Source organism: Thermomonospora catenispora, from assembly GCF_006363815.1.
Classification (GTDB): domain Bacteria; phylum Actinomycetota; class Actinomycetes; order Streptosporangiales; family Streptosporangiaceae; genus Thermomonospora; species Thermomonospora catenispora.
Window position 1 is genome coordinate 1 of the sequence record NZ_RRYT01000010.1, and the last position, 18,892, is coordinate 18,892.

The 18,892-nt window shown below is 72.3% G+C and carries 12 protein-coding genes; 9 read left to right on the plus strand and 3 right to left on the minus strand.

Features of this window, described 5'->3' with window-relative positions; genetic code table 11:
- Positions 1-337: 337 nt before the first annotated feature.
- On the plus strand, positions 338-1,885 hold the full coding sequence (locus tag EIO00_RS10105; RefSeq protein ID WP_206664099.1) for a glycoside hydrolase family 3 protein: 1,548 nt from the start codon (positions 338-340) through the stop codon (positions 1,883-1,885).
- 123 nt (positions 1,886-2,008) lie between these two features.
- Here the strand turns inward: EIO00_RS10105 and EIO00_RS10110 are convergent, their stop codons facing one another.
- Positions 2,009-3,085: an N-acetylglucosamine kinase gene (locus EIO00_RS10110; RefSeq protein WP_241661255.1), complete on the minus strand. Its 1,077-nt coding sequence runs from the start codon at positions 3,083-3,085 to the stop codon at positions 2,009-2,011.
- Between the two features lie 73 nt (positions 3,086-3,158).
- Between EIO00_RS10110 and EIO00_RS10115 the strand changes: the two genes are divergently transcribed.
- Together EIO00_RS10115 and murQ are read left to right on the plus strand one after the other, a co-directional pair.
- Complete coding sequence (locus EIO00_RS10115; protein WP_241661256.1) at positions 3,159-4,121, plus strand: MurR/RpiR family transcriptional regulator; 963 nt, start codon at positions 3,159-3,161, stop codon at positions 4,119-4,121.
- Positions 4,118-5,014, plus strand: coding sequence for an N-acetylmuramic acid 6-phosphate etherase (gene murQ, locus EIO00_RS10120; protein ID WP_140177508.1), 897 nt, complete (start codon positions 4,118-4,120; stop codon positions 5,012-5,014). Before EIO00_RS10115 ends, murQ begins: the two co-directional genes overlap by 4 nt.
- Positions 5,015-5,153: 139 nt before the next feature.
- Here murQ and EIO00_RS10125 read toward each other — a convergent pair whose 3' ends face one another.
- A complete protein-coding gene (locus EIO00_RS10125) occupies positions 5,154-6,362 on the minus strand; it encodes an acyl-CoA dehydrogenase family protein (protein ID WP_140177519.1) in 1,209 nt (402 codons plus the stop codon).
- A gap of 61 nt (positions 6,363-6,423) precedes the next feature.
- Between EIO00_RS10125 and EIO00_RS10130 the strand changes: the two genes are divergently transcribed.
- The 5 genes from EIO00_RS10130 to EIO00_RS10150 all read left to right on the plus strand — a co-directional run bounded on the left by EIO00_RS10130 (position 6,424) and on the right by EIO00_RS10150 (position 12,406).
- A complete protein-coding gene (locus EIO00_RS10130) occupies positions 6,424-7,077 on the plus strand; it encodes an HAD family hydrolase (protein ID WP_422100037.1) in 654 nt (217 codons plus the stop codon).
- 5 nt (positions 7,078-7,082) lie between these two features.
- Entirely contained in the window at positions 7,083-7,583 is a 501-nt protein-coding gene (locus tag EIO00_RS10135; protein ID WP_140177521.1) for a DUF6912 family protein, read from the plus strand.
- Positions 7,584-7,766: 183 nt separating this feature from the next.
- Positions 7,767-9,395 (plus strand): L-glutamate gamma-semialdehyde dehydrogenase, encoded by a 1,629-nt coding sequence (pruA, locus tag EIO00_RS10140; protein WP_140177523.1) that lies wholly within the window; start codon positions 7,767-7,769, stop codon positions 9,393-9,395.
- Between the two features lie 224 nt (positions 9,396-9,619).
- A complete protein-coding gene (locus EIO00_RS10145; protein ID WP_140177525.1) occupies positions 9,620-10,357 on the plus strand; it encodes an HAD family hydrolase in 738 nt (245 codons plus the stop codon).
- A 78-nt stretch (positions 10,358-10,435) separates the two neighbouring features.
- Positions 10,436-12,406: an acetoacetate--CoA ligase gene (locus EIO00_RS10150; RefSeq protein ID WP_140177527.1), complete on the plus strand. Its 1,971-nt coding sequence runs from the start codon at positions 10,436-10,438 to the stop codon at positions 12,404-12,406.
- Between the two features lie 108 nt (positions 12,407-12,514).
- Here EIO00_RS10150 and EIO00_RS10155 read toward each other — a convergent pair whose 3' ends face one another.
- A complete protein-coding gene (locus EIO00_RS10155; RefSeq protein WP_206664100.1) occupies positions 12,515-13,117 on the minus strand; it encodes a C40 family peptidase in 603 nt (200 codons plus the stop codon).
- A gap of 903 nt (positions 13,118-14,020) precedes the next feature.
- Between EIO00_RS10155 and EIO00_RS10160 the strand changes: the two genes are divergently transcribed.
- Entirely contained in the window at positions 14,021-18,871 is a 4,851-nt protein-coding gene (locus tag EIO00_RS10160) for an NAD-glutamate dehydrogenase (protein WP_140177529.1), read from the plus strand.
- Positions 18,872-18,892: the final 21 nt, after the last annotated feature.

Consider the following 18,892-nt stretch of genomic DNA (forward strand, 5'->3'; position numbering starts at 1 on the left):
GGGCGTCGCGGCCGTGCGCATTCGGGGGTGTGCACGGCCGCGACGCCTTCTTCCCCTCGCCGCCGGCCGCCGGGGTCGTCCCGGGGCGCCTCGGCCGCCGGCGGACGGGCCGCGGGGTCCGGATGCGCGGCCGCCGGGGAGGGGGCGTCCGGGGTCGTCGATGCCCGAGCACCGCCTCCGGCGTGTTAGCGTCGCGAGGGCGAGGACCGACCATTTCACGGCGACCGAGTTCGGGGGGACTGGTCTGGTGCGCTGTTCACGCACGTCGGTCGCGGCCGCGGCGGCGGTGCTGGCCCTGTCGCCGGCGGCCTGCAACGGCGGTACCACGGGGAGCTCCATGTCGCAGCGGACGGAGGCGGCGCCCACCGCCACCCCGTCCGCCGAGCCGACCGTCTGGATCAACGACCTCGTCAAGGGGATGACCCTGGAGCAGAAGGTCGGGCAGCTGTTCGTGCCCGCCTTCGCCGACCGGGCCGAGGCGGAGCGCATGATCAAGCGCTATCACGTCGGCGGGTTCATCTACTTCCCCGACAACGCCCGCGACCCGGTGCAGACCGCGCGGCTGTCGAACGCCCTGCAGCGGATGTCCAAGATCCCGCTGCTGCTCGGCGTGGACGAGGAACAGGGCCTGGTCAGCCGGCTGCCGTACCTGACCGCGTTCCCCGGCAACATGGCGCTCGGCGCGACCGGGCAGCCGCAGCTGGCCCGCGAGGCCGCTCGGGTCACCGGCACCGAGCTGCGCCTGCTCGGCATCAACCAGAACTACGCTCCGGTCGCCGACGTCAACGTCAACCCCGCCAACCCGGTGATCGGCGTCCGTTCCTTCGGCTCGGACCCGGGCCTGGTGTCCCAGATGCTCGCCGGGGCGGTCCAGGGCTATCAGGACGCCGGGGTGGCCGCGACCGCCAAGCACTTCCCCGGTCACGGGGACACGAACGTCGACAGCCACACCGGACTGCCGGTGATCAAGCACACCCGCCGGCAGTGGGAGCGGCTGGACGCGCCGCCGTTCCAGGCCGCCGTCCGGCAGGGCGTCGACGCGATCATGACCGCGCACATCGTCGTCCCGGGGCTGGACGACTCCGGCGACCCGGCCACCATGTCCCACGCGGTGCTGACCGGGCTGTTGCGCCGGCACCTCGGCTACCGGGGCGTCATCGTCACCGACTCGCTGCAGATGGCGGGCGCGCGGCAGAAGTACGGCGCGACGCGGACGGCGGTGCGGGCCGTGCAGGCCGGCGCCGACCAGCTGCTGATGCCGCCGGATGTGGCGAGCGCCCATGCGGCGGTGACGGCGGCGGTGCGCCGGGGCGCGATCTCCCGGCAGCGGCTGGAGGAGTCGGTCACCCGCATCCTGACCCTCAAGGCCCGGCGCGGCCTGTTCGGCGACGTGCAGGTCGACCCGACGAGGGCCGCGCAGGTCGTCGGCTCGCGGGCGCACCGGGAGGTCGCCCGCCGGGTCGCCGAGGCGTCGATCACCCTGGTCCGCAACAAGGGCGGCGTGCTGCCGCTGCGGAGCGGGACGAAGGTCCACGTCACCGGGCCGCGCGCCCAGCGGCTGGCGGACGCGTTGCGCGAGCGGGGCGTGCGGGTCGTCGGATCGGCGCAGGCCGCCGATGCGGTCGTGCTGACCGTGCAGGACGCCGGGGCGGCGACCGCCGCGCGGATCAGGGCGGTGCGCGGCCGTCCCGTGGTGGCGGTGGCGCTGGGGCGGCCCTATGACCTGGCGCACGCCGGCGCCGCCACCGCGGCGCTGGCCGCCTACTCCGCCGAGAACGTCTCGCTGCGGGCGCTGGCCGGGGTGCTGGCGGGACAGGTCAGGCCGGTCGGCCGGCTTCCGGTGCAGGTCAGCGGCCTGCGGTTCGGGCACGGGCTGACTTACTAGCGGTTGCCTTCGTTGTCAGGGGCCCCTGCGCACGCATGCGCAGGGGCCCGTTCGGATGGGTGGGATGTCGTCCGGCCGAGCGGCGGGCCGGGGATCGGCGCCGTGACCGCGGCGCCTCGCAGATCAGTTGGACGGTCGCAGGCCCAGACGGCGCAGCGCCATCTCGGCGGCTCCGATCGCGCCGTCGCCCGCCATGCGCGGATCGGTGGAGAAGCGTTCGCGCAGACCGTCGCGTACCGCGTCGGCCACGGGGCCGTGGCCGAGGACCGAGCCGGCCATGACCACCGGCGAGTTCTGATCGGTGAGGGCGGGGCGGACCGCGTCCACGTCCCGCAGCAGCCACTGGGCCGCCTGATCGGTGATGCTGCGGGCCACGGGATCGCCCGCGGCGGCCGCGGCGCACACCACCGGGCCGAGCCGGCCCAGCGCCGCCGGAGGCCTGCCGTACACCTCCTTGATGATCGCCTGGGCCAGCGCGAGGTCGGCGGACGGGGAGCGTTTCGGCGGATCCAGGGTGGTGGTCGCGGTTCCGGGAGCGGCCGCCCCGGCGGAGACCATCGCCAGCGCCGGGGCGGGCGGTCTTCGGACCCGCGCCCCCCGGGGGGCGCCGTCGGCCATCAGGGTGGAGGCCAGCGGCCCGAGCAGCGCCCGGGGAACCGATTCGGCCAGCAGGGTGGGCGCACCGCGTCCGTCCAGCGCGGCCAGGGTCGCCTCGACCGCCTGGCGGCCCAGCCAGACCGCCGAGCCCTGGTCGCCGACCAGCCATCCGTAGCCGTCGGCGCGCTGCACGATCGCGCCGTCGCTGATCACCGCGGCACCGGCGCCGGTGCCGGAGAACACCACGATGCCCTCCGAGGCGCTGGTGCCCGCCGCGAACGCCACCGCGATGTCGGTGACCACGGAGGGCGATCCGGACAGTCCGACGGCGTGCCAGGCGCGTCGTGCCGCGGCCACGGCGGCGGGCCGCCCGGCCGAACCGGCTCCGGCGATGCCGAATACACCGCCCTGGACGAGGGAACGGTCCAAGTCGCCGAGTGCGGCGCTGAGGGCCGTGGTGAGCGCACCCGCGGTGTCGCCCCCGGAGTTGGGGTTGGCGCCCGGACCGGTTCCGGAACCGGCCAGAGCGCCTCCGAGCGTCAGTACGGCCGCGCGGGTCTTCGTACCGCCCGCGTCGACGCCGATCACGTAAGGACCAGCCAAATGGGTCAACACACGGCGACCGTAGACCTTGGTGACGTTGACGGGACATTGTGGACGTAAGAAACTTACTGACATGAGGAAAACCAATGGCCGAAACACGGGGGACCGGCGGGACGTCACAGCCCCTCCGGCGGCCTCACATCCCCATCGGGAGGCACCGCTCAGCACCGTGGTCCGGGTGCGTTCGCTGCTGCCCTCGCTGCCGCCCGCCGAGCGCCGGGTCGCTCAGCGGGTCATCGACGATCCCGAAGGGGTCGCCAATTCCACCATCACCGAGCTCGCGCACCAGTGCGGCACCTCGGAGACGACGGTCATCCGGTTCTGCCGGGCCATCGGCTTCTCCGGCTACCCGGAGCTGCGGCTGACCCTGGCCACCGAGGCCGGACGGGCGCAGAGCGCGGCCGGGGGACGGGTCATCGGGAGCGACATCAGCCCCGACGACTCCCTGGAGCAGATCGTCGAGAAGGTCACCTTCGCCGACGCCCGCGCCGTCGAGGAGACCGCCGCCCAGCTCGACATCAAGGTGCTGGAGCAGGTGGTCGACGCGGTCGTCGCCGCCTCCCGGGTCGACGTGTACGGGGTGGGCGCCAGCGCCTTCGTCGCCCTGGACTTCCAGCAGAAGCTGCACCGCATCGGCCGGCACTGCTCGGCCTGGTCGGACGCGCACATCATGCTGACCAGCGCCGCCGTGCTCAACCCGGGGGACGTGGCGGTGGGCATCTCGCACACCGGCTCCACCGTGGAGACCATCGACGCGCTCGGCGTGGCCAAGGGACGGGGGGTCACGACGGTGGCCGTCACCAACTTCCCCAAGTCGCCGATCGCCGAAGTCGCCGACCTGGTGCTGACCACGGCGGCCCGGGAGACCACGTTCCGGTCCGGCGCCACCGCCAGCCGGCTCGCCCAGCTCACCGTGATCGACTGCGTCTTCGTGGGGGTCGCCCAGCGGACCTACGGCACCACCCGCAAGGCGCTGGAGGCCACGTTCGAGGCGGTCCGCAGCCGGACCGTGCGGCCTGATCGGAGGCGCCGGTGATCGACTGCGACGTGCCCACCGAAGGACGCAATCCGCGCACCGTCGACGTGGACGTGCTGCCCACCATCGAGGTGCTGCGCCTGATCAACGCCGAGGACACCCTGGTGCCCGCCGCGGTCGGCGCGGTGCTGCCGCAGATCGCGCAGCTGGTGGACTGGGCCGTGGAGGCGCTGCGGGCCGGGGGTCGGGTGCACTACTTCGGCGCGGGCACCTCCGGCCGGCTGGCGGTGATGGACGCCGCCGAGCTGCCGCCCACCTTCGGGCTGTGGGGCCGTTTCATCGCCCACCACGCCGGCGGGGCCAGCGCGCTGGCGCAGGCCATCGAAGGGGTGGAGGACGACGCCGACCTGGGCGCGCGCGACGCCGCCGACGTGCGGTCGGGAGACATCGCCGTCGGCATCGCCGCCAGCGGCCGCACCCCCTACGTGGCGGGCGCGCTGCGCGCCGCCCAGCGGGTCGGTGCCCGGACCGCGCTGATCTCCGCCAATCCCGGCGCGCCGCTGGCCTCCGAGGTCGACCTGCACATCGGCCTGGCCACCGGACCGGAGGTGATCACCGGATCCACCCGGATGAAGGCCGGCACCGCCACCAAGATGGTGCTGAACGCCTTCTCCACCACCGTGATGATCAGGTTGGGCCGGACCTACTCCAACCTGATGGTCAGCGTCAACGCCCTCAACGACAAGCTGCGGGCGCGCCTGGTGCGCATCCTCACCGAGGCCACCGGCATGGACGCGGCCGTCTGCGAGGCCGCCCTGTCGGAGGCCGGCGGCGACACCCGGGTCGCCCTGGTCTCGCTGCTCGGCGAGGTGCCCGCCTCCCGGGCCACCAGGGCCCTGCAGGAGTGCCACGGAGGAGTGCGCGAGGCGCTGGCCCTGCTCGGAGCGCGCTGAGGCGCCGGACGTCCCGGTCCGCCGCGCCCGGGCCGATCCGTCCCGGCGTCCGCGCGCCGCGGGCGGACCGGCCTCGGCGCCGAGCGGGCGCGGGCCCGGGGCACGGGAGGGCGCTCGGCGCCCCTTCCCGTGTCCCGGGTCAGGCCGAGTACTTCTTGAGCTCCCGGCGGGCCACGGTGCGGATGTGGACCTCGTCGGGGCCGTCGAAGATGCGCATGGCGCGGACCCAGGCGTACATCTCCGCGAGGGGCGTGTCATCGCTGACGCCGGCGGCGCCGTGCACCTGGATGGCGTCATCGACGATCTTGGCGACGGTGCGCGGGACGACGGCCTTGATCGCGGCGATCTCGGTGCGGGCCTCCTTGGCGCCGTGCCTGTCGATCAGCCAGGCGGTCTTGAGGGTCAGCAGCCGGGCCTGCTCGATGGCCATCCGGGCCTCGGCGATCTGCTGGCGCACCACCCCCTGCCGGGCCAGCGGCTCGCCGAAGGCCACCCGGGAGAGTGCGCGCCGGCACATCAGCTCCAGCGCCCGCTCGGCGATGCCCAGGGCGCGCATGCAGTGGTGGATGCGGCCGGGGCCCAGCCGGGCCTGGGCGATGGCGAACCCGTCGCCCTCCGCGCCGATCAGGTTGGTCGCCGGGACGCGCACGTTCTCGAACCGCACCTCGGCGTGACCGGGCTGGTCGCGATAGCCGAACAGGTTCATGTCGCGGACCACGGTCACGCCGGGGGTGTCGCGGGGCACCAGCACCATGGACTGCTGGCGGTGGACGGGCCCGTCGGGGTCGGTCTTGCCCATGACGATGAAGACCTTGCAGCGCTCGTCCATGGCGCCGCTGATGAACCACTTGCGCCCGTTGACGACGTACTCCTCGCCCTCCCGGACGATCGAGGTGGTGATGTTGGTCGCGTCGGAGGAGGCCACGTCCGGCTCGGTCATCGCGAACGCCGAGCGGATCTCGCCCTCGAGCAGCGGCTTGAGCCAGCGCTCCTTCTGCTCGGGGGTGCCGAACATGTGCAGCACCTCCATGTTCCCGGTGTCCGGGGCGGAGCAGTTGACCGCCTCCGGGGCCAGGTGGACCGAGCGTCCGGTGATCTCGGCGAGGGTGGCGTAGTCGATGTTCGACAGCCCGGAGACGTCCGGAAGGAACAGGTTCCACAGGCCGCGTTCGCGCGCCTCCGCCTTGAGCTCCTCGATGATCGCGGGGGTCCCGTTGGGGTTCCCGGCGGCGATGAACTCCGCGCGTTGCGCCGCATAGACGGGCTCGGCGGGATAGACGTGCTCGGTCATGAACTCCTGCAGCTTCTCGGAGTACTCCTGCGCCTTCGGGCTGAGTTCGAAGTCCATAAGCGAAGTCTGACAGAGCGCCGTTCGGTCCGACCATGCGGGATCGCCTACCATCGACGCCGTGAACGTCAAGGCCGTGATCACCGACTGGGGCGGCGTGCTGACCTCCCCGCTGAACGAGGCCATCGCGCACTGGATCGCCGCCGAGTCCATCGACGAGGCGCGCTACAAGGCGGTCATGCGCCGGTGGGTGAAGCAGGCCTACGACGCCAGAGGAGGGATCCTCAACCCCATCCACGGCCTGGAGGACGGCTCGCTGCCGGTCGCCGAGTTCGAACGCATGCTGGCCGCCGAGCTGCGCACCGTCGACGGACGCCCGGTCGAGGGCGAGGGGCTGATCAGGCGGATGTTCGCCGCGTTCCGCCCGGTGGAACCGATGTACGCGGCGCTGCGCGCGGCCCGCTCCGCCGGCGCCCGCATCGCGCTGCTGTCCAACTCGTGGGGCAACGACTACCCGCGCGAGCTGTGGGACGGGCTGTTCGACGAGGTGGTCATCTCCTGCGAGGTCGGGATGCGCAAGCCCGACGAGCGCATCTTCCGGCACGCGGTGGAGCGGCTGGGGCTGACCCCTCCGGAGTGCGTGTTCATCGACGACATCGAGCACAACGTGCGGGCCGCCGAGGCGCTCGGAATGGTGGGAGTGCACCACGTGGACGTGAACGCCACCATCTCCCGGCTGGGAGAAGTCTTGGGGGTCCGTCTGGCAGACTGCTGATCGTCATGCGCGTCTATCTGCCGTCCACGCTTCCCCGGCTCGCCCGCGCCCTGGCGGCCGGCGAGATCGGCCCCGCTCCGCTGTCCGGCTATGCGGTGACCCCCGAGCTGCGCGAGTGGTACGCCGAGGGCGACACCGAGGAGCTGGAGTACGCGGCCATGACGGCGGCCGCCCGGGCCTCGCTCCGCCTGCTGGCCGCCGACCGGGCCGAGGACGCCGACGTCCCGCCGCGCCGGGTGGTGCTCGCGGTGGAGGTCCCCGAGCGGGCCGTGCAGCGCGACGCCTCCGCCGGGGAACGGGCGCTGGTCCAGGTCAACGCCCCCGTGCTGGTGCGCGACGTCGCCGCCGGGCACGTGGACGACGAGAAGGCCGCCGAAGACGTGCTGGCGGCGGTCGAGGCGCTTCCGGCCGCCGACGCCGGCGACGAGGACGCCCGTTTCGTCGTCGACGGCGCCGAGGGGCACGAGCTGCTCTGGTACGCCACCCAGGAGCTGGCCGACCTGTAGTCCCGCCGGCGATCCGGCGCTTCCCCGGCGTACGGGCGGATCCCGCCCGCGCCCGTCCCGCCGCGCCTCTCCCTCATCCGGACGATCCGGCATAGTCTGACGGCGGGCGTCGCGAACAGACCATACGGGTATGTTCCCGACGTGCCTCCGACAACGAGGTCGTGATCTTCCGGGAGCGAACGCATGGACGCCGTCACCACTGTGCCCGTACCGGCCAACGAGCCCGTGCTCTCCTACGCGCCGGGCAGCGCCGAACGGGCCGCGCTGGAAGACCGGATCAAGGAGCTGGCGGCCGACCGCGTCGAGCTGACCATGACCATCGGCGGCGAGCGCCGGCTGGGCGGCGGAGAGCCCGTCGACGTGGTGGAACCGCACCGGCACGGGCATGTGCTGGGACGGCTCGGCAACGCCACCGACGAGGACGTGCGGGCCGCGATCGAGGCCGCCCGCGAGGCCGCGTCGGCCTGGCGGGCGCTGTCGTTCGACGACCGGGCGGCGATCTTCCTGCGCGCGGCCGAGCTGCTGGCCGGCCCCTGGCGGGCCACCCTCAACGCCGCCACGATCCTCGGCCAGTCCAAGACCCCCCACCAGGCGGAGATCGACGCCGCCTGCGAACTGATCGACTTCTGGCGGTTCAACGTCCACTACGCCCGGCGGCTGCTGGCCGAGCAGCCCGAGTCGTCCCCGGGCGTGTGGAACAAGATGGAGTACCGGCCGCTGGAGGGGTTCGTCCTGGCGATCACGCCGTTCAACTTCACCTCCATCGCCGCCAACCTGCCGACCGCGCCCGCCCTGATGGGCAACGTGGTGGTCTGGAAGCCCTCGCCCACCCAGCAGCTGGCCGCGCACTTCACCATGCGGCTGCTGGAGGAGGCCGGGCTGCCGCCCGGCGTGATCAACATGGTCACCGGGGACGGGCAGGCGGTCTCCCGCGTGGCGCTGACCCACCCCGACCTGGCCGGCGTCCACTTCACCGGCAGCACCGCCACCTTCCAGCACCTGTGGCGCACCGTCGGGGAGAACATCGCCGGATATCGCGGCTACCCCCGGCTGGTCGGCGAGACCGGCGGCAAGGACTTCGTCGTGGCGCACCCCTCCGCCGACCCCGCCGTGCTGCGCACCGCGCTGATCCGCGGCGCCTTCGAATACCAGGGACAGAAGTGCTCGGCGGCCTCCCGCGCGTACGTGCCGCGCTCGCTGTGGGAGCGGATGCGCGACGACTTCTGCGCCGAGGTCGAGTCGCTGACCATGGGGAACGTCGCCGAGGACCTGTCGCTGTTCATGGGCGCGGTGATCGACGCGCGGGCGTTCGCCAAGCACAAGGCGGCGCTGGAGCGGGCCCGCGCCCTGGACTCCATCCGGATCCTGGCGGGCGGGCAGGCCGACGACGCCGAGGGCTACTTCGTGCGGCCCACCGTGCTGGAGGTCGCCGACCCCGCCGACGAGGTCTTCACCAAGGAGTACTTCGGCCCGATCCTCGGCGTCCACGTCTACGACGACGGCGACTACGAGGCGATGCTGCGGCAGATGGAGAGCGTCGCCCCCTACGGGCTGACCGGCTCGATCATCGCCCGGGACCGAGCCGCGATCGCCGCCGCCACCGAGCACCTGCGCTTCGCGGCGGGCAACTTCTACATCAACGACAAGCCCACCGGCGCGGTGGTGGGCCAGCAGCCGTTCGGCGGGGCGCGCGCCAGCGGCACCAACGACAAGGCCGGCTCCATCTTCAACCTGCTGCGCTGGACCAACGTCCGCTCGATCAAGGAGGCCCTGCTCCCGCCCACCGATCACCGCTACCCCTACATGGGCTGACGGTGCGCCGGCCGCGTCCCCGCGACCGGCGGCGCCGAGGGCGCGGTCGCGGGGAACGGGCGGCCGTGACCCGCCTCATGCCCCCGGCGGCCATGCGGGCCCGCCCGCACATGGCCCCGGGGCCCATAGGCGAGGCGCCCCCCGCCCCGTAACCTAGAGGCCGAACGCCGGACCGTGCCGGGGCCGTCCCGCTCCGGGACGTCCCGCACGCATAAGGGAAGAGGATGTCGACGAGCTACCGCTTGGTGCTGTGGAACATCGACCACACGCTGGTCGACGTCGGAAAGGTCACCCGGGACGCCTACGCCGAGGCGTTCCGGCGGACCACCGGGCGGCCGCTGGTGAAACTGGCCCCGGTGATCGGCCGCACCGAATCGGAGATCATCTTCGAGACCCTGGCGTTCAACGACATCGAGGTCACCGACGACCACCTGCCGCGTTTCATGGACGAGCTGGCCAAGGCGTTCGCGGCGCGGCGCGGGCGGCTGCGGGACGAGGGGCGGCTGCTGCCGGGGGCCAGGGAGGCGCTGGCGGCGCTGGCCAAGCGGAAGGGCACCGTGCAGTCGGTGCTGACCGGCTCGATCCGGCCGAACGCCGTCGTCAAGCTCGCCGAGTTCGGGCTGGACTCGTACGTGGACACCGAGGTCGGCGGTTATGAGGACGGGGTCTACAGCAAGGCCGCCCTGCTGGAGCTGGCCCGTCGCAAGGCCTCGCAGAAGTACGGCATCGCGTTCGACGAGTCCGCCGCCTGGCAGCCCGACCGCCGGGGCGCCACCGTGTACGTCGCCGACTCCGCCCGGGACGTCCAGGCCGCCAAGATCGCCGGAGCGACGGCGGTGGCCGTGACGACCGGCGGCGCCACCGAGGCCGAGCTGCGCTCCGCCGGGGCCGACACGGTGCTGCCCGACCTGGCCGACACCCAGGCGGTGGTCCGTGCGATCGAGGCGAACGCCACGGCGTAGGCTCGGCACGCACGAGCGTGATCCGGCGCACATCGGCCGGACACCTGGGTAGAGCCCGTGACATGGGAGGCCGGAGCCATGACGCACGACGACGCGGTCGAAGGCCGCGCGCTCTGGGAACCGTCGCAGGAGACCATCGCCGGGGCCAGGCTGACCGCCTACCGGCGGTGGCTGGCCGAGGAAGGGGTCTTCTCGGCCGAGGGCGAGGCGTATGAGGACCTGTGGCGCTGGTCGGTCACCGAGATCGACGCGTTCTGGGAGTCGATCTGGCGCTACTTCGACGTGGTGGGGGAGCGCGGCGACGGGCCGGTGCGCAGCGGCGGACCGATGCCGGTGGACGGCCTGCGCTGGTTCCCCGGCGCCAGCGTCAACTACGCCGCCAACGCCCTGCGCCGCCGCGAGGAGCGGCCCGAGGAGACCGCGGTGGTCTTCCGCTCGGAGTCGGGCGAGCGGCGCTCGCTGACCTGGCGGGAGCTGGCCGCGCAGGTGGCGAAGGTGCGGGCCGGGCTGGCCGAGCTGGGGGTGGGCCGCGGTGACCGGGTGGCGGCCTATCTGCCCAACATCCCCGAGGCGCTGATCTGCTTCCTGGCCACCGCCTCGCTGGGCGCGATCTGGTCCTCCTGCTCACCGGACTTCGGCTCCTCCAGCGTGATCGACCGGTTCGCGCAGATCGAGCCCAAGGTGCTGATCGCGGTCGACGGCTACCGCTACAACGGCAAGCGGTTCGACCGGATGGACGTGGTGGCCGAGATCGAGGCGGCGCTGCCGTCGCTGGCCCGCACCGTGCTCATCCCCTACCTGGACCCGGCCGTCGGCCCCGGGCGGCTGCGGGTCGGGATGCCGTTCGCCGACCTGCCGCGCGACGGGGGCGAGCTGCGCTTTGAGCCGGTCCCGTTCGACCACCCGCTGTGGGTGGTGTACTCCTCGGGGACCACCGGCCTGCCCAAGCCGATCGTGCACGGTCACGGCGGGATCGTGCTGGAGCACCTCAAGGCGCTGTCGTTCCACCAGGACCTCAGGCCGGGCGAGGTGTTCTTCTGGTACACCACCACCGGCTGGATGATGTGGAACTACCTGATCGGCGGGCTGCTGGTCGGGGCCACCGTGGTGCTGTTCGACGGCGCCCCCGGCGGGGACGCGCTGTGGCGGCTGGCCGCCGAGGCCAAGGTCACCTATTTCGGCGTCGGCGCCCCCTACATCATGGCCTCCCGCAAGGCGGGCCTGCGGCCGGGACGGGAGCTGGACCTGTCGGCGCTGCGCGGCATCGGCTCCACCGGGTCGCCGCTGCCGCCCGAGGGCTTCACCTGGGTGTACGAGGCGGTCGGCGAGGACCTGCTGCTGGGGTCGTTCTCCGGCGGCACCGACGTGTGCACCGGCTTCGTCGGGCCGAACGTGCTGCTGCCGCTGCGCGCCGGGGTGATCCAGTGCCGCGGCCTGGGCGCCAAGGTCGAGGCGTTCGACGAGGCGGGCGAGCCGGTGATCGACCGGGTCGGCGAGCTGGTGCTGACCGAGCCGATGCCGTCGATGCCGGTGATGTTCTGGAACGACGAGTCCGGTGAGCGCTACCGCGGCTCCTACTTCGACGTCTACCCGGGGGTGTGGCGGCACGGCGACTGGGTCAAGATCCTGCCGGACGGCGGCTGCGTGATCTACGGCCGGTCCGACTCCACCCTCAACCGGGGCGGGGTGCGGATGGGCACCGCCGACTTCTACCGGGTGGTCGAGGCGTTCGACGAGGTGGTCGACAGCCTGGTCATCGACACCGGCCGGCTCGGCGAGGAGGGACGGCTGCTGCTGTACGTGCAGCTCGCCCCGGGCGTGGAGCTGGACGAGGAGCTGGCCGGGCGGATCCGCAAGCAGCTGCGCTCGGCGCTGTCGCCGCGTCATGTGCCGGACGAGATCCGGCAGGTCCCGGGGGTGCCGCGCACCCTGTCGGGCAAGAAGCTTGAGGTCCCGGTGCGCAAGATCCTGCTCGGCACTCCGGTCGAGGAGGCCGCCAATCCGGGGGCGATGGCCAATCCGGAGGTGCTGGAGCACTTCCGGCCGTGAGGCGCGCCGCCGCATGAGGCGGGGCGGATCGCGGTCGACGTCATGTCAAGACCCCGGGCACATGGCGGATGCCCGGGGCGCCTCGCAGTGCCCTGATGCGATCGGGGCTCAGGACTTGGGGACCTTGGGCAGCTTCGGCCATCCCGGCCGCACCGCCCCGACGAAGCTGCGCGCGTAGTGGCCGCGCAGCCGTTCCGTGGTGACGGTCCGGCCCGCGCGCGGCGCGTGCACGAACCTGCCCCCTCCCACGTACATGCCCACGTGCCGGAGCCCGTTGAACAGCACCAGGTCACCGGGGCGCAGCCGGTGGCGCGGCACCTTCTTGCGGATCGCGCGGTACTGCTCGTGAGACACCCGCGGGATCTTCACCCCCGCCCTGCGCCAGGCCTGCTGGACCAGGCCGGAGCAGTCGTAGGCGTGCGGGCCGGTGGCCCCCCAGGCGTACGGCTTGCCGCGCTGCGCCAGCGCGAAGCGGACCGCGCGGTCGGCGCGGGCCTGCCACTGGGCGATGAGCCGGGCGCGCTTGCGGCGGACGGCGCGCTGCCGCGCGGCCAGCAGCATCCGTCCGTGCAGGGCGGATCCGCTCGCGTGGGCGTACATGCTCTGCTGCGGGTGCCCCGGCAGGCCCGGGTGCATCGGCGCGGCCATCCCGTGCATGCCGGGCATCCCGTACGCGCCGGGCATCTCGTATGCGCCGTACGCGTCGGGCATCCCGTGCACGTCGTGCTGCGGTCGGCCGCCGGGGCGCTGCCGGGCGAGCCGATGCGGCGCGTGCCGGGCGGGATGTTTTCCAGAAGCCGGATGGAGCCGGTGCTGGGCATTGTGATGATCGGCGACCCTGGCGTGGCCTATCCCCGGTGTCAGCGCAATGGTGAGCGTCGCCGCACCGCAGATGGCCTTTAACGGAATTGACATATCTGTCGTGCCTCCTCTCGAAGATCGCCACGAACGTCACTACCCGTGGTCGCGCAATTGCACTCCGGCTTTTCCAATTCACTGCCGTTATCTCTCGGTGATATGAACGCCGTCGTGCATTCTTTCGATCGGCATCGCCGACGTTGCGGGATGCACTGGAAAAATCTCCCGACGGCTCTCCGGCGGCTCTCCGGGGCGTCGCGGCGGGGGCATATCGCCGGATCGCCCGCCCATTGCGGCCGGATCCGGCCAACCGGGCGTTCCGCCGGTCGTTCGCACGCTCTTGCGGCACGCTGTGAAAAACGCCGGTGATGTCGCGGTGATCCGTATGGCGCGGATGTGCGGTGAAGTGAAACGCCCTCATGCCGTGCCCCTCATCGGGCATGGCGGAAAACGGCCGGAGAACGGCCGGAGAACGGCCGGTGAGGGCATGCCGGACGCCGTTTCCGTCCCTCGCGGGCGCGTCCGGGCCGGGCGGCGTCGGCCGGCCGGCCCGCGGCGGAACGGACCGGTCCCGTCCGGGGCCTGGCCGTGTTCGGTTCATCGGGTCCGGTTCATCGGCCGGCCGGTCCGGGAGCGCTCGGCGACCGCGTGTGCACGGTTGGTGCGTTCTTGCTCGTCACAGGACGAAAGTGGCTAGGCTGGCCGCCATGAGCGGCGTCACAACGGCGTGACGTCAGGTTCTAGGGGAGTGTCTGCATGAGCGGCAAGCTCGATCTGGCCAAAGACGACCTGCTTCGACGAGCCGCGGAGGCGTGCACGCAGGCCGTGGGGGGCCGTGACCTGGAGGAGACGATCGCCTACCTGCGGCTGTACTACCGGCATGTGGCACCGGAGGATCTGCTCGACCGCGACCCCGCCGACGTCTACGGCCCGGCGCTGGCGCATCGCCGGCTCGGCGAGGTCCGCCCGCAGGGCCGCCCCAAGGTCCGGGTCTTCACCCCGACCGTCGAGGAGCACGGCTGGGATCCCGGGCACACGGTCGTCCAGGTGATCACCGACGACATGCCCTTCCTGGTCGACTCGGTCACCATGGAGCTGTCCCGGCACGGTCTGGGCACCCACCTGGTCGTGCACCCGCTGATGGGCGTGGACCGCGACGTGGCGGGGAACATGCACGGGCTCCGCGGGCATCGGGAGAGCCCGCACGACCTGGACGAGTCCTGGATCCACATCGAGATCGACCGCACCGCCGACCGCGAGTTCCTGGACGCCCTGGAGCGGGACCTGCTGCGGGTGCTGCAGGACGTGCGGGCCGCGGTCGAGGACGAGCCCAAGATGCGGGCCCTGGCCGAGACGATCGCCGCCGAGATCGCCGAGGGCGCGCCGCCGGTGCCCGAGTCCCAGCGCACCGAGGCCGCCGAGCTGCTGAACTGGCTGGCCGACGGGCACTTCATCTTCCTGGGCTACCGCGACTACGACCTCTCCGAGGACGGCGGCGCGCTGATCCCGGTGACCGGCACCGGGCTGGGCCTGCTGCGCAACGACAAGCCCCAGTCCGGCAGCTTCGCCGCCCTGCCGCCGCAGGTCCGCGCCAAGGCGCGGGAGAAGAAGCTGCTCACCCTGACCAAGGCCAACTCGCGCTCCACCGTGCACCGGCCGCACTACCTGGACTACGTCGGGATCAAGCGGTTCGACGAGCACGGCGAGGTGGTCGGCGAGCGCCGCTTCCTGGGGCTGTTCACCCATGTGGCCTACAGCGAGTCGATCGCCCACATCCCGGTGCTCAAGCGCAAGCTGGACGAGGTGATCGACCGGGCCGGGTTCACCCCCGACAGCCACGACGGGCAGGACCTGGCCGAGATCCTGGAGACCTACCCGCGCGATGAGCTGTTCCAGATCTCGGTCGAGGAGCTGCTGCCGATCGCGCTGGGGGTGCTGGGGCTGCGCGACCGCAGGCGGCTGAAGCTGTTCCTGCGCCAGGACGCCTACGGCCGCTACATGTCCTGCCTGATCTACCTGCCGCGCGACCGCTACACCACCCGCGTCCGGCTGCGCATCCAGGAGATCCTGCGGCGGGCGTTCAACGGCGAGACCGTCGACTACTCCGCCATGGTCTCCGAGTCCACCCTGGCCCGCCTGCACGTGGTGGTGCGGGTGGCCCGGGGCGAGCCGCTGCCCGAGGTCGACCCCGAGGAGCTGGAGGCCAAGATCGCCGCCGCCACCCGCTCGTGGGCCGACGACCTGGCCGACGCCGTCGTCGAACAGTGCGGTCAGGAACGCTCGGGTCCGCTGACCAGGCGGTTCGCCGACGCGTTCCCCGAGGGCTACAAGGCCGACTTCCCCGCCCGCACCGCGGTCGCCGACCTCAAGCGGCTGGAGGAGCTGAGCGGCGACGGGGACGTCTCCATCAACCTGTACGAGCCGTTCCGCGCCGAGCCCGGCGAGCGGCGGCTGAAGATCTACCGGCTGGGCCCGCCGATCTCGCTCTCGCACGTGCTGCCGCTGCTGCAGAACATGGGCGTGGAGGTGGTCGACGAGCGGCCGTACGAGGTGGTGACCGCCGACGGCGTCCGCTACTGGATCTACGACCTGGGCCTGCGCTTCCGGCGGGGCGGCGAGGTCCCCGAGGACCGCGTCAAGGAGCTGTTCCAGGACGCGTTCCTCGCACTGTGGCGCGGCGACATCGAGAACGACGGGTTCAACGCGCTGGTCCCGCACGTCGGGCTGACCTGGCGGCAGGCCATGGTGCTGCGGGCGTACGCGCTGTACCTGCGGCAGGCCGGGGTGCCGTTCAGCAAACGGCACTTCGAACAGGTGCTGCTGCGCAACGCCGCCATCACCCGGCTGCTGATCCGGCTGTGGGAGTCCCGCCTGGATCCGGCGCTGCCCGGCGACCGGACCGAGCGCAGCGAGGCCATCGCCGAGGAGCTCGCCGGAGCCCTCGACGAGGTGGAGAGCCTGGACGACGACCGGATCCTGCGCTCCTACCGCAGCCTGATCAACGCCACCCTGCGCACCAACTACTTCCAGGACAAGCCGTATCTGTCGCTGAAGTTCGACCCCCAGGCCATCCCCGACCTGCCGCAGCCGCGGCCCAAGTTCGAGGTGTTCGTCTACTCCCCGCGCGTCGAGGGCGTCCACCTGCGGTACGGGGCGGTGGCGCGGGGCGGGCTGCGCTGGTCGGACCGACGGGAGGACTACCGCACCGAGATCCTCGGCCTGGTCAAGGCGCAGGCGGTGAAGAACACCGTGATCGTCCCGGCCGGGGCCAAGGGCGGCTTCGTCGGCAAGCAGCTGCCCGACCCCTCCGATCGGGACGCCTACCTGGCCGCCGGGATCGAGTGCTACAAGGAGTTCATCAGCGGGCTGCTGGACATCACCGACAACCTGGTCGACGGCCGGGTGGTGCCGCCGCCGAACGTGGTCCGCCACGACGGCGACGACCCGTACCTGGTGGTGGCGGCCGACAAGGGCACCGCCACGTTCAGCGACATCGCCAACGAGGTCGCCGCCTCCTACGGGTTCTGGCTGGGCGACGCGTTCGCCTCCGGGGGCTCGGTCGGCTACGACCACAAGAAGATGGGCATCACCGCCCGCGGCGCCTGGGAGTCGGTCAAGTACCACTTCCGCACCCTCGGCAAGGACGTCCAGCGGGAGCCCTTCACCGTCGTCGGCATCGGCGACATGTCCGGCGACGTCTTCGGCAACGGGATGCTGCTGTCCAAGCAGATCAAGCTGATCGCGGCGTTCGACCACCGGCACGTCTTCGTCGACCCCGACCCCGACCCGGCCCGCTCGTGGGCCGAGCGCAAGCGGCTGTTCGAGCTGCCGCGCAGCTCCTGGGCCGACTACGACGCCGCTCTGATCTCCGAGGGCGGCGGGGTCTTCCCGCGCACCGCCAAGTCGATCCGGATCACCCCGCAGATGCGGCGGGCGCTGGGCATCGACGAGGACGTCACGACGATGACGCCGCTGGAGCTGATCCACGCGGTCCTGTGCGCCCCGGTCGACCTGCTGTGGAACGGCGGCATCGGCACCTACGTCAAGGCGTCCACCGAGTCGCACGCCGACGTCGGCGACAAGGCCAACGACGCGGTCCGCGCCGACGCGACCGAGCTGCGCTGCCGGGTGGTCGGCGAGGGCGGCAACCTGGGGATGACCCAGCTCGCCCGGATCGAGTATGCGCTGCGCGGCGGACCGGACGGCACCGGCGGGTTGGTGAACACCGACTTCATCGACAACTCCGCCGGGGTCGACACCTCCGACCACGAGGTCAACATCAAGATCCTGCTGGATCAGGCGGTCCGGGACGGCGAGCTGACCCGCAAGCGGCGCGACGCCCTGCTGGACGAGATGACCGACGAGGTCGCCCGGCTGGTGCTGGCCGACAACTACGCCCAGAACGTGGCGCTGGCCGCCGCCCGCCGGCAGGCCCCCTCGATGCTGCACGTGCACGGCCGGCTGCTGCGCAAGCTGGAGCACGACGGCCGGCTCAAGCGGCGGCTGGAGTTCCTGCCCGACGACAAGGTCCTGGTCGAGCGGCGGCAGGCCGGGCAGGGACTGACCGGGCCGGAGTTCGCGGTGCTGCTGGCCTACGTCAAGCTGGCCCTGGACGACGAGCTGCTCGCCTCCGACCTGCCCGACGACCCCTACCTGGAGTCCTGGCTGGTCCACTACTTCCCGACCCCGCTGCGCGAGCGGTTCCGCCCGTACATGGACCGGCATCCGCTGCGCCGGGAGATCATCACCACCCAGGTGGTCAACGACCTGGTCAACAACAGCGGCATCACGTTCACCTTCCGGATCAACGAGGAGACCGGGGCCTCCAGCGCCGACATCGCCCGCGCCTACCTGGTGGCCCGGGAGGTGTTCGACATGCCGGCCTTCCGCCGCCGGGTGGAGGCCTTGTCGTACCAGGTGGACGAGGCCACCCAGATCAAGATGCTGCTGGAGGCCCGCAAGCTCACCGAGCGCGGGGCCCGCTGGCTGCTGCGCAACCGCCGGCCGCCGTTCGACATCACCGAGAACATCGAGTTCTTCGCCCCCCGGGCGCGGACGCTGGTCCCCGACCTGCCCAAGCTGCTGGTGGGCTCGGACCTGGCGGCGTTCGAGCAGCGCCGCAACGAGTTCGTCGAACGGGGCGTGCCGGACGAGCTGGCCGAGCAGGTGGCCGGGATGGTGCCCGCCTACTCCACGTTCGACCTGGTGGAGATCGCCCGGGACACCGAACGGGAGGTGACGGAGGTCGCCGAGGTCTACTTCGAGCTGGCCGATCGGCTGCAGCTGGCCCGGGTGCGGGAGCGGATCATCGCGCTGCCGCGCGGCGACCGGTGGAACACGATGGCCCGGGCCGCGCTGCGCGACGACCTGTACGCGGCGCACGCGGCGCTCACCCGCGACGTGCTGATGTCCACCGAGCCGGGACTGTCGCCGGAGAAGCGGCTGATCGTCTGGTCGGACAAGAACAGCAACGCGGTGGCGCGCGCCCAGCGCACCCTCGGGGAGATCTGGGAGAGCGACACCTTCGACCTGGCGACCCTGTCGGTGGCGCTCGGCGCGATCCGCAACCTGGTGACCGCCTCGACGCTGCCCGGTCTCGATCGCTGACGCGCGTTCGCCCCGGCGGGG

Excerpts from the sequence above, each read along its gene's own strand:
- pruA (WP_140177523.1), top strand. The coding sequence starts at position 7,767 with ATGGACGCCGTCACCACTGTGCCCGTACCGGCCAACGAGCCCGTGCTC.
- EIO00_RS10150 (WP_140177527.1), top strand. The coding sequence starts at position 10,436 with ATGACGCACGACGACGCGGTCGAAGGCCGCGCGCTCTGGGAACCGTCG.
- EIO00_RS10125 (WP_140177519.1), bottom strand. The coding sequence starts at position 6,362 with ATGGACTTCGAACTCAGCCCGAAGGCGCAGGAGTACTCCGAGAAGCTG.
- EIO00_RS10115 (WP_241661256.1), top strand. The coding sequence starts at position 3,159 with ATGAGGAAAACCAATGGCCGAAACACGGGGGACCGGCGGGACGTCACA.
- EIO00_RS10135 (WP_140177521.1), top strand. The coding sequence starts at position 7,083 with ATGCGCGTCTATCTGCCGTCCACGCTTCCCCGGCTCGCCCGCGCCCTG.
- EIO00_RS10105 (WP_206664099.1), top strand. The coding sequence starts at position 338 with ATGTCGCAGCGGACGGAGGCGGCGCCCACCGCCACCCCGTCCGCCGAG.
- EIO00_RS10160 (WP_140177529.1), top strand. The coding sequence starts at position 14,021 with ATGAGCGGCAAGCTCGATCTGGCCAAAGACGACCTGCTTCGACGAGCC.
- EIO00_RS10145 (WP_140177525.1), top strand. The coding sequence starts at position 9,620 with ATGTCGACGAGCTACCGCTTGGTGCTGTGGAACATCGACCACACGCTG.
- EIO00_RS10155 (WP_206664100.1), bottom strand. The coding sequence starts at position 13,117 with ATGCCCGACGCGTACGGCGCATACGAGATGCCCGGCGCGTACGGGATG.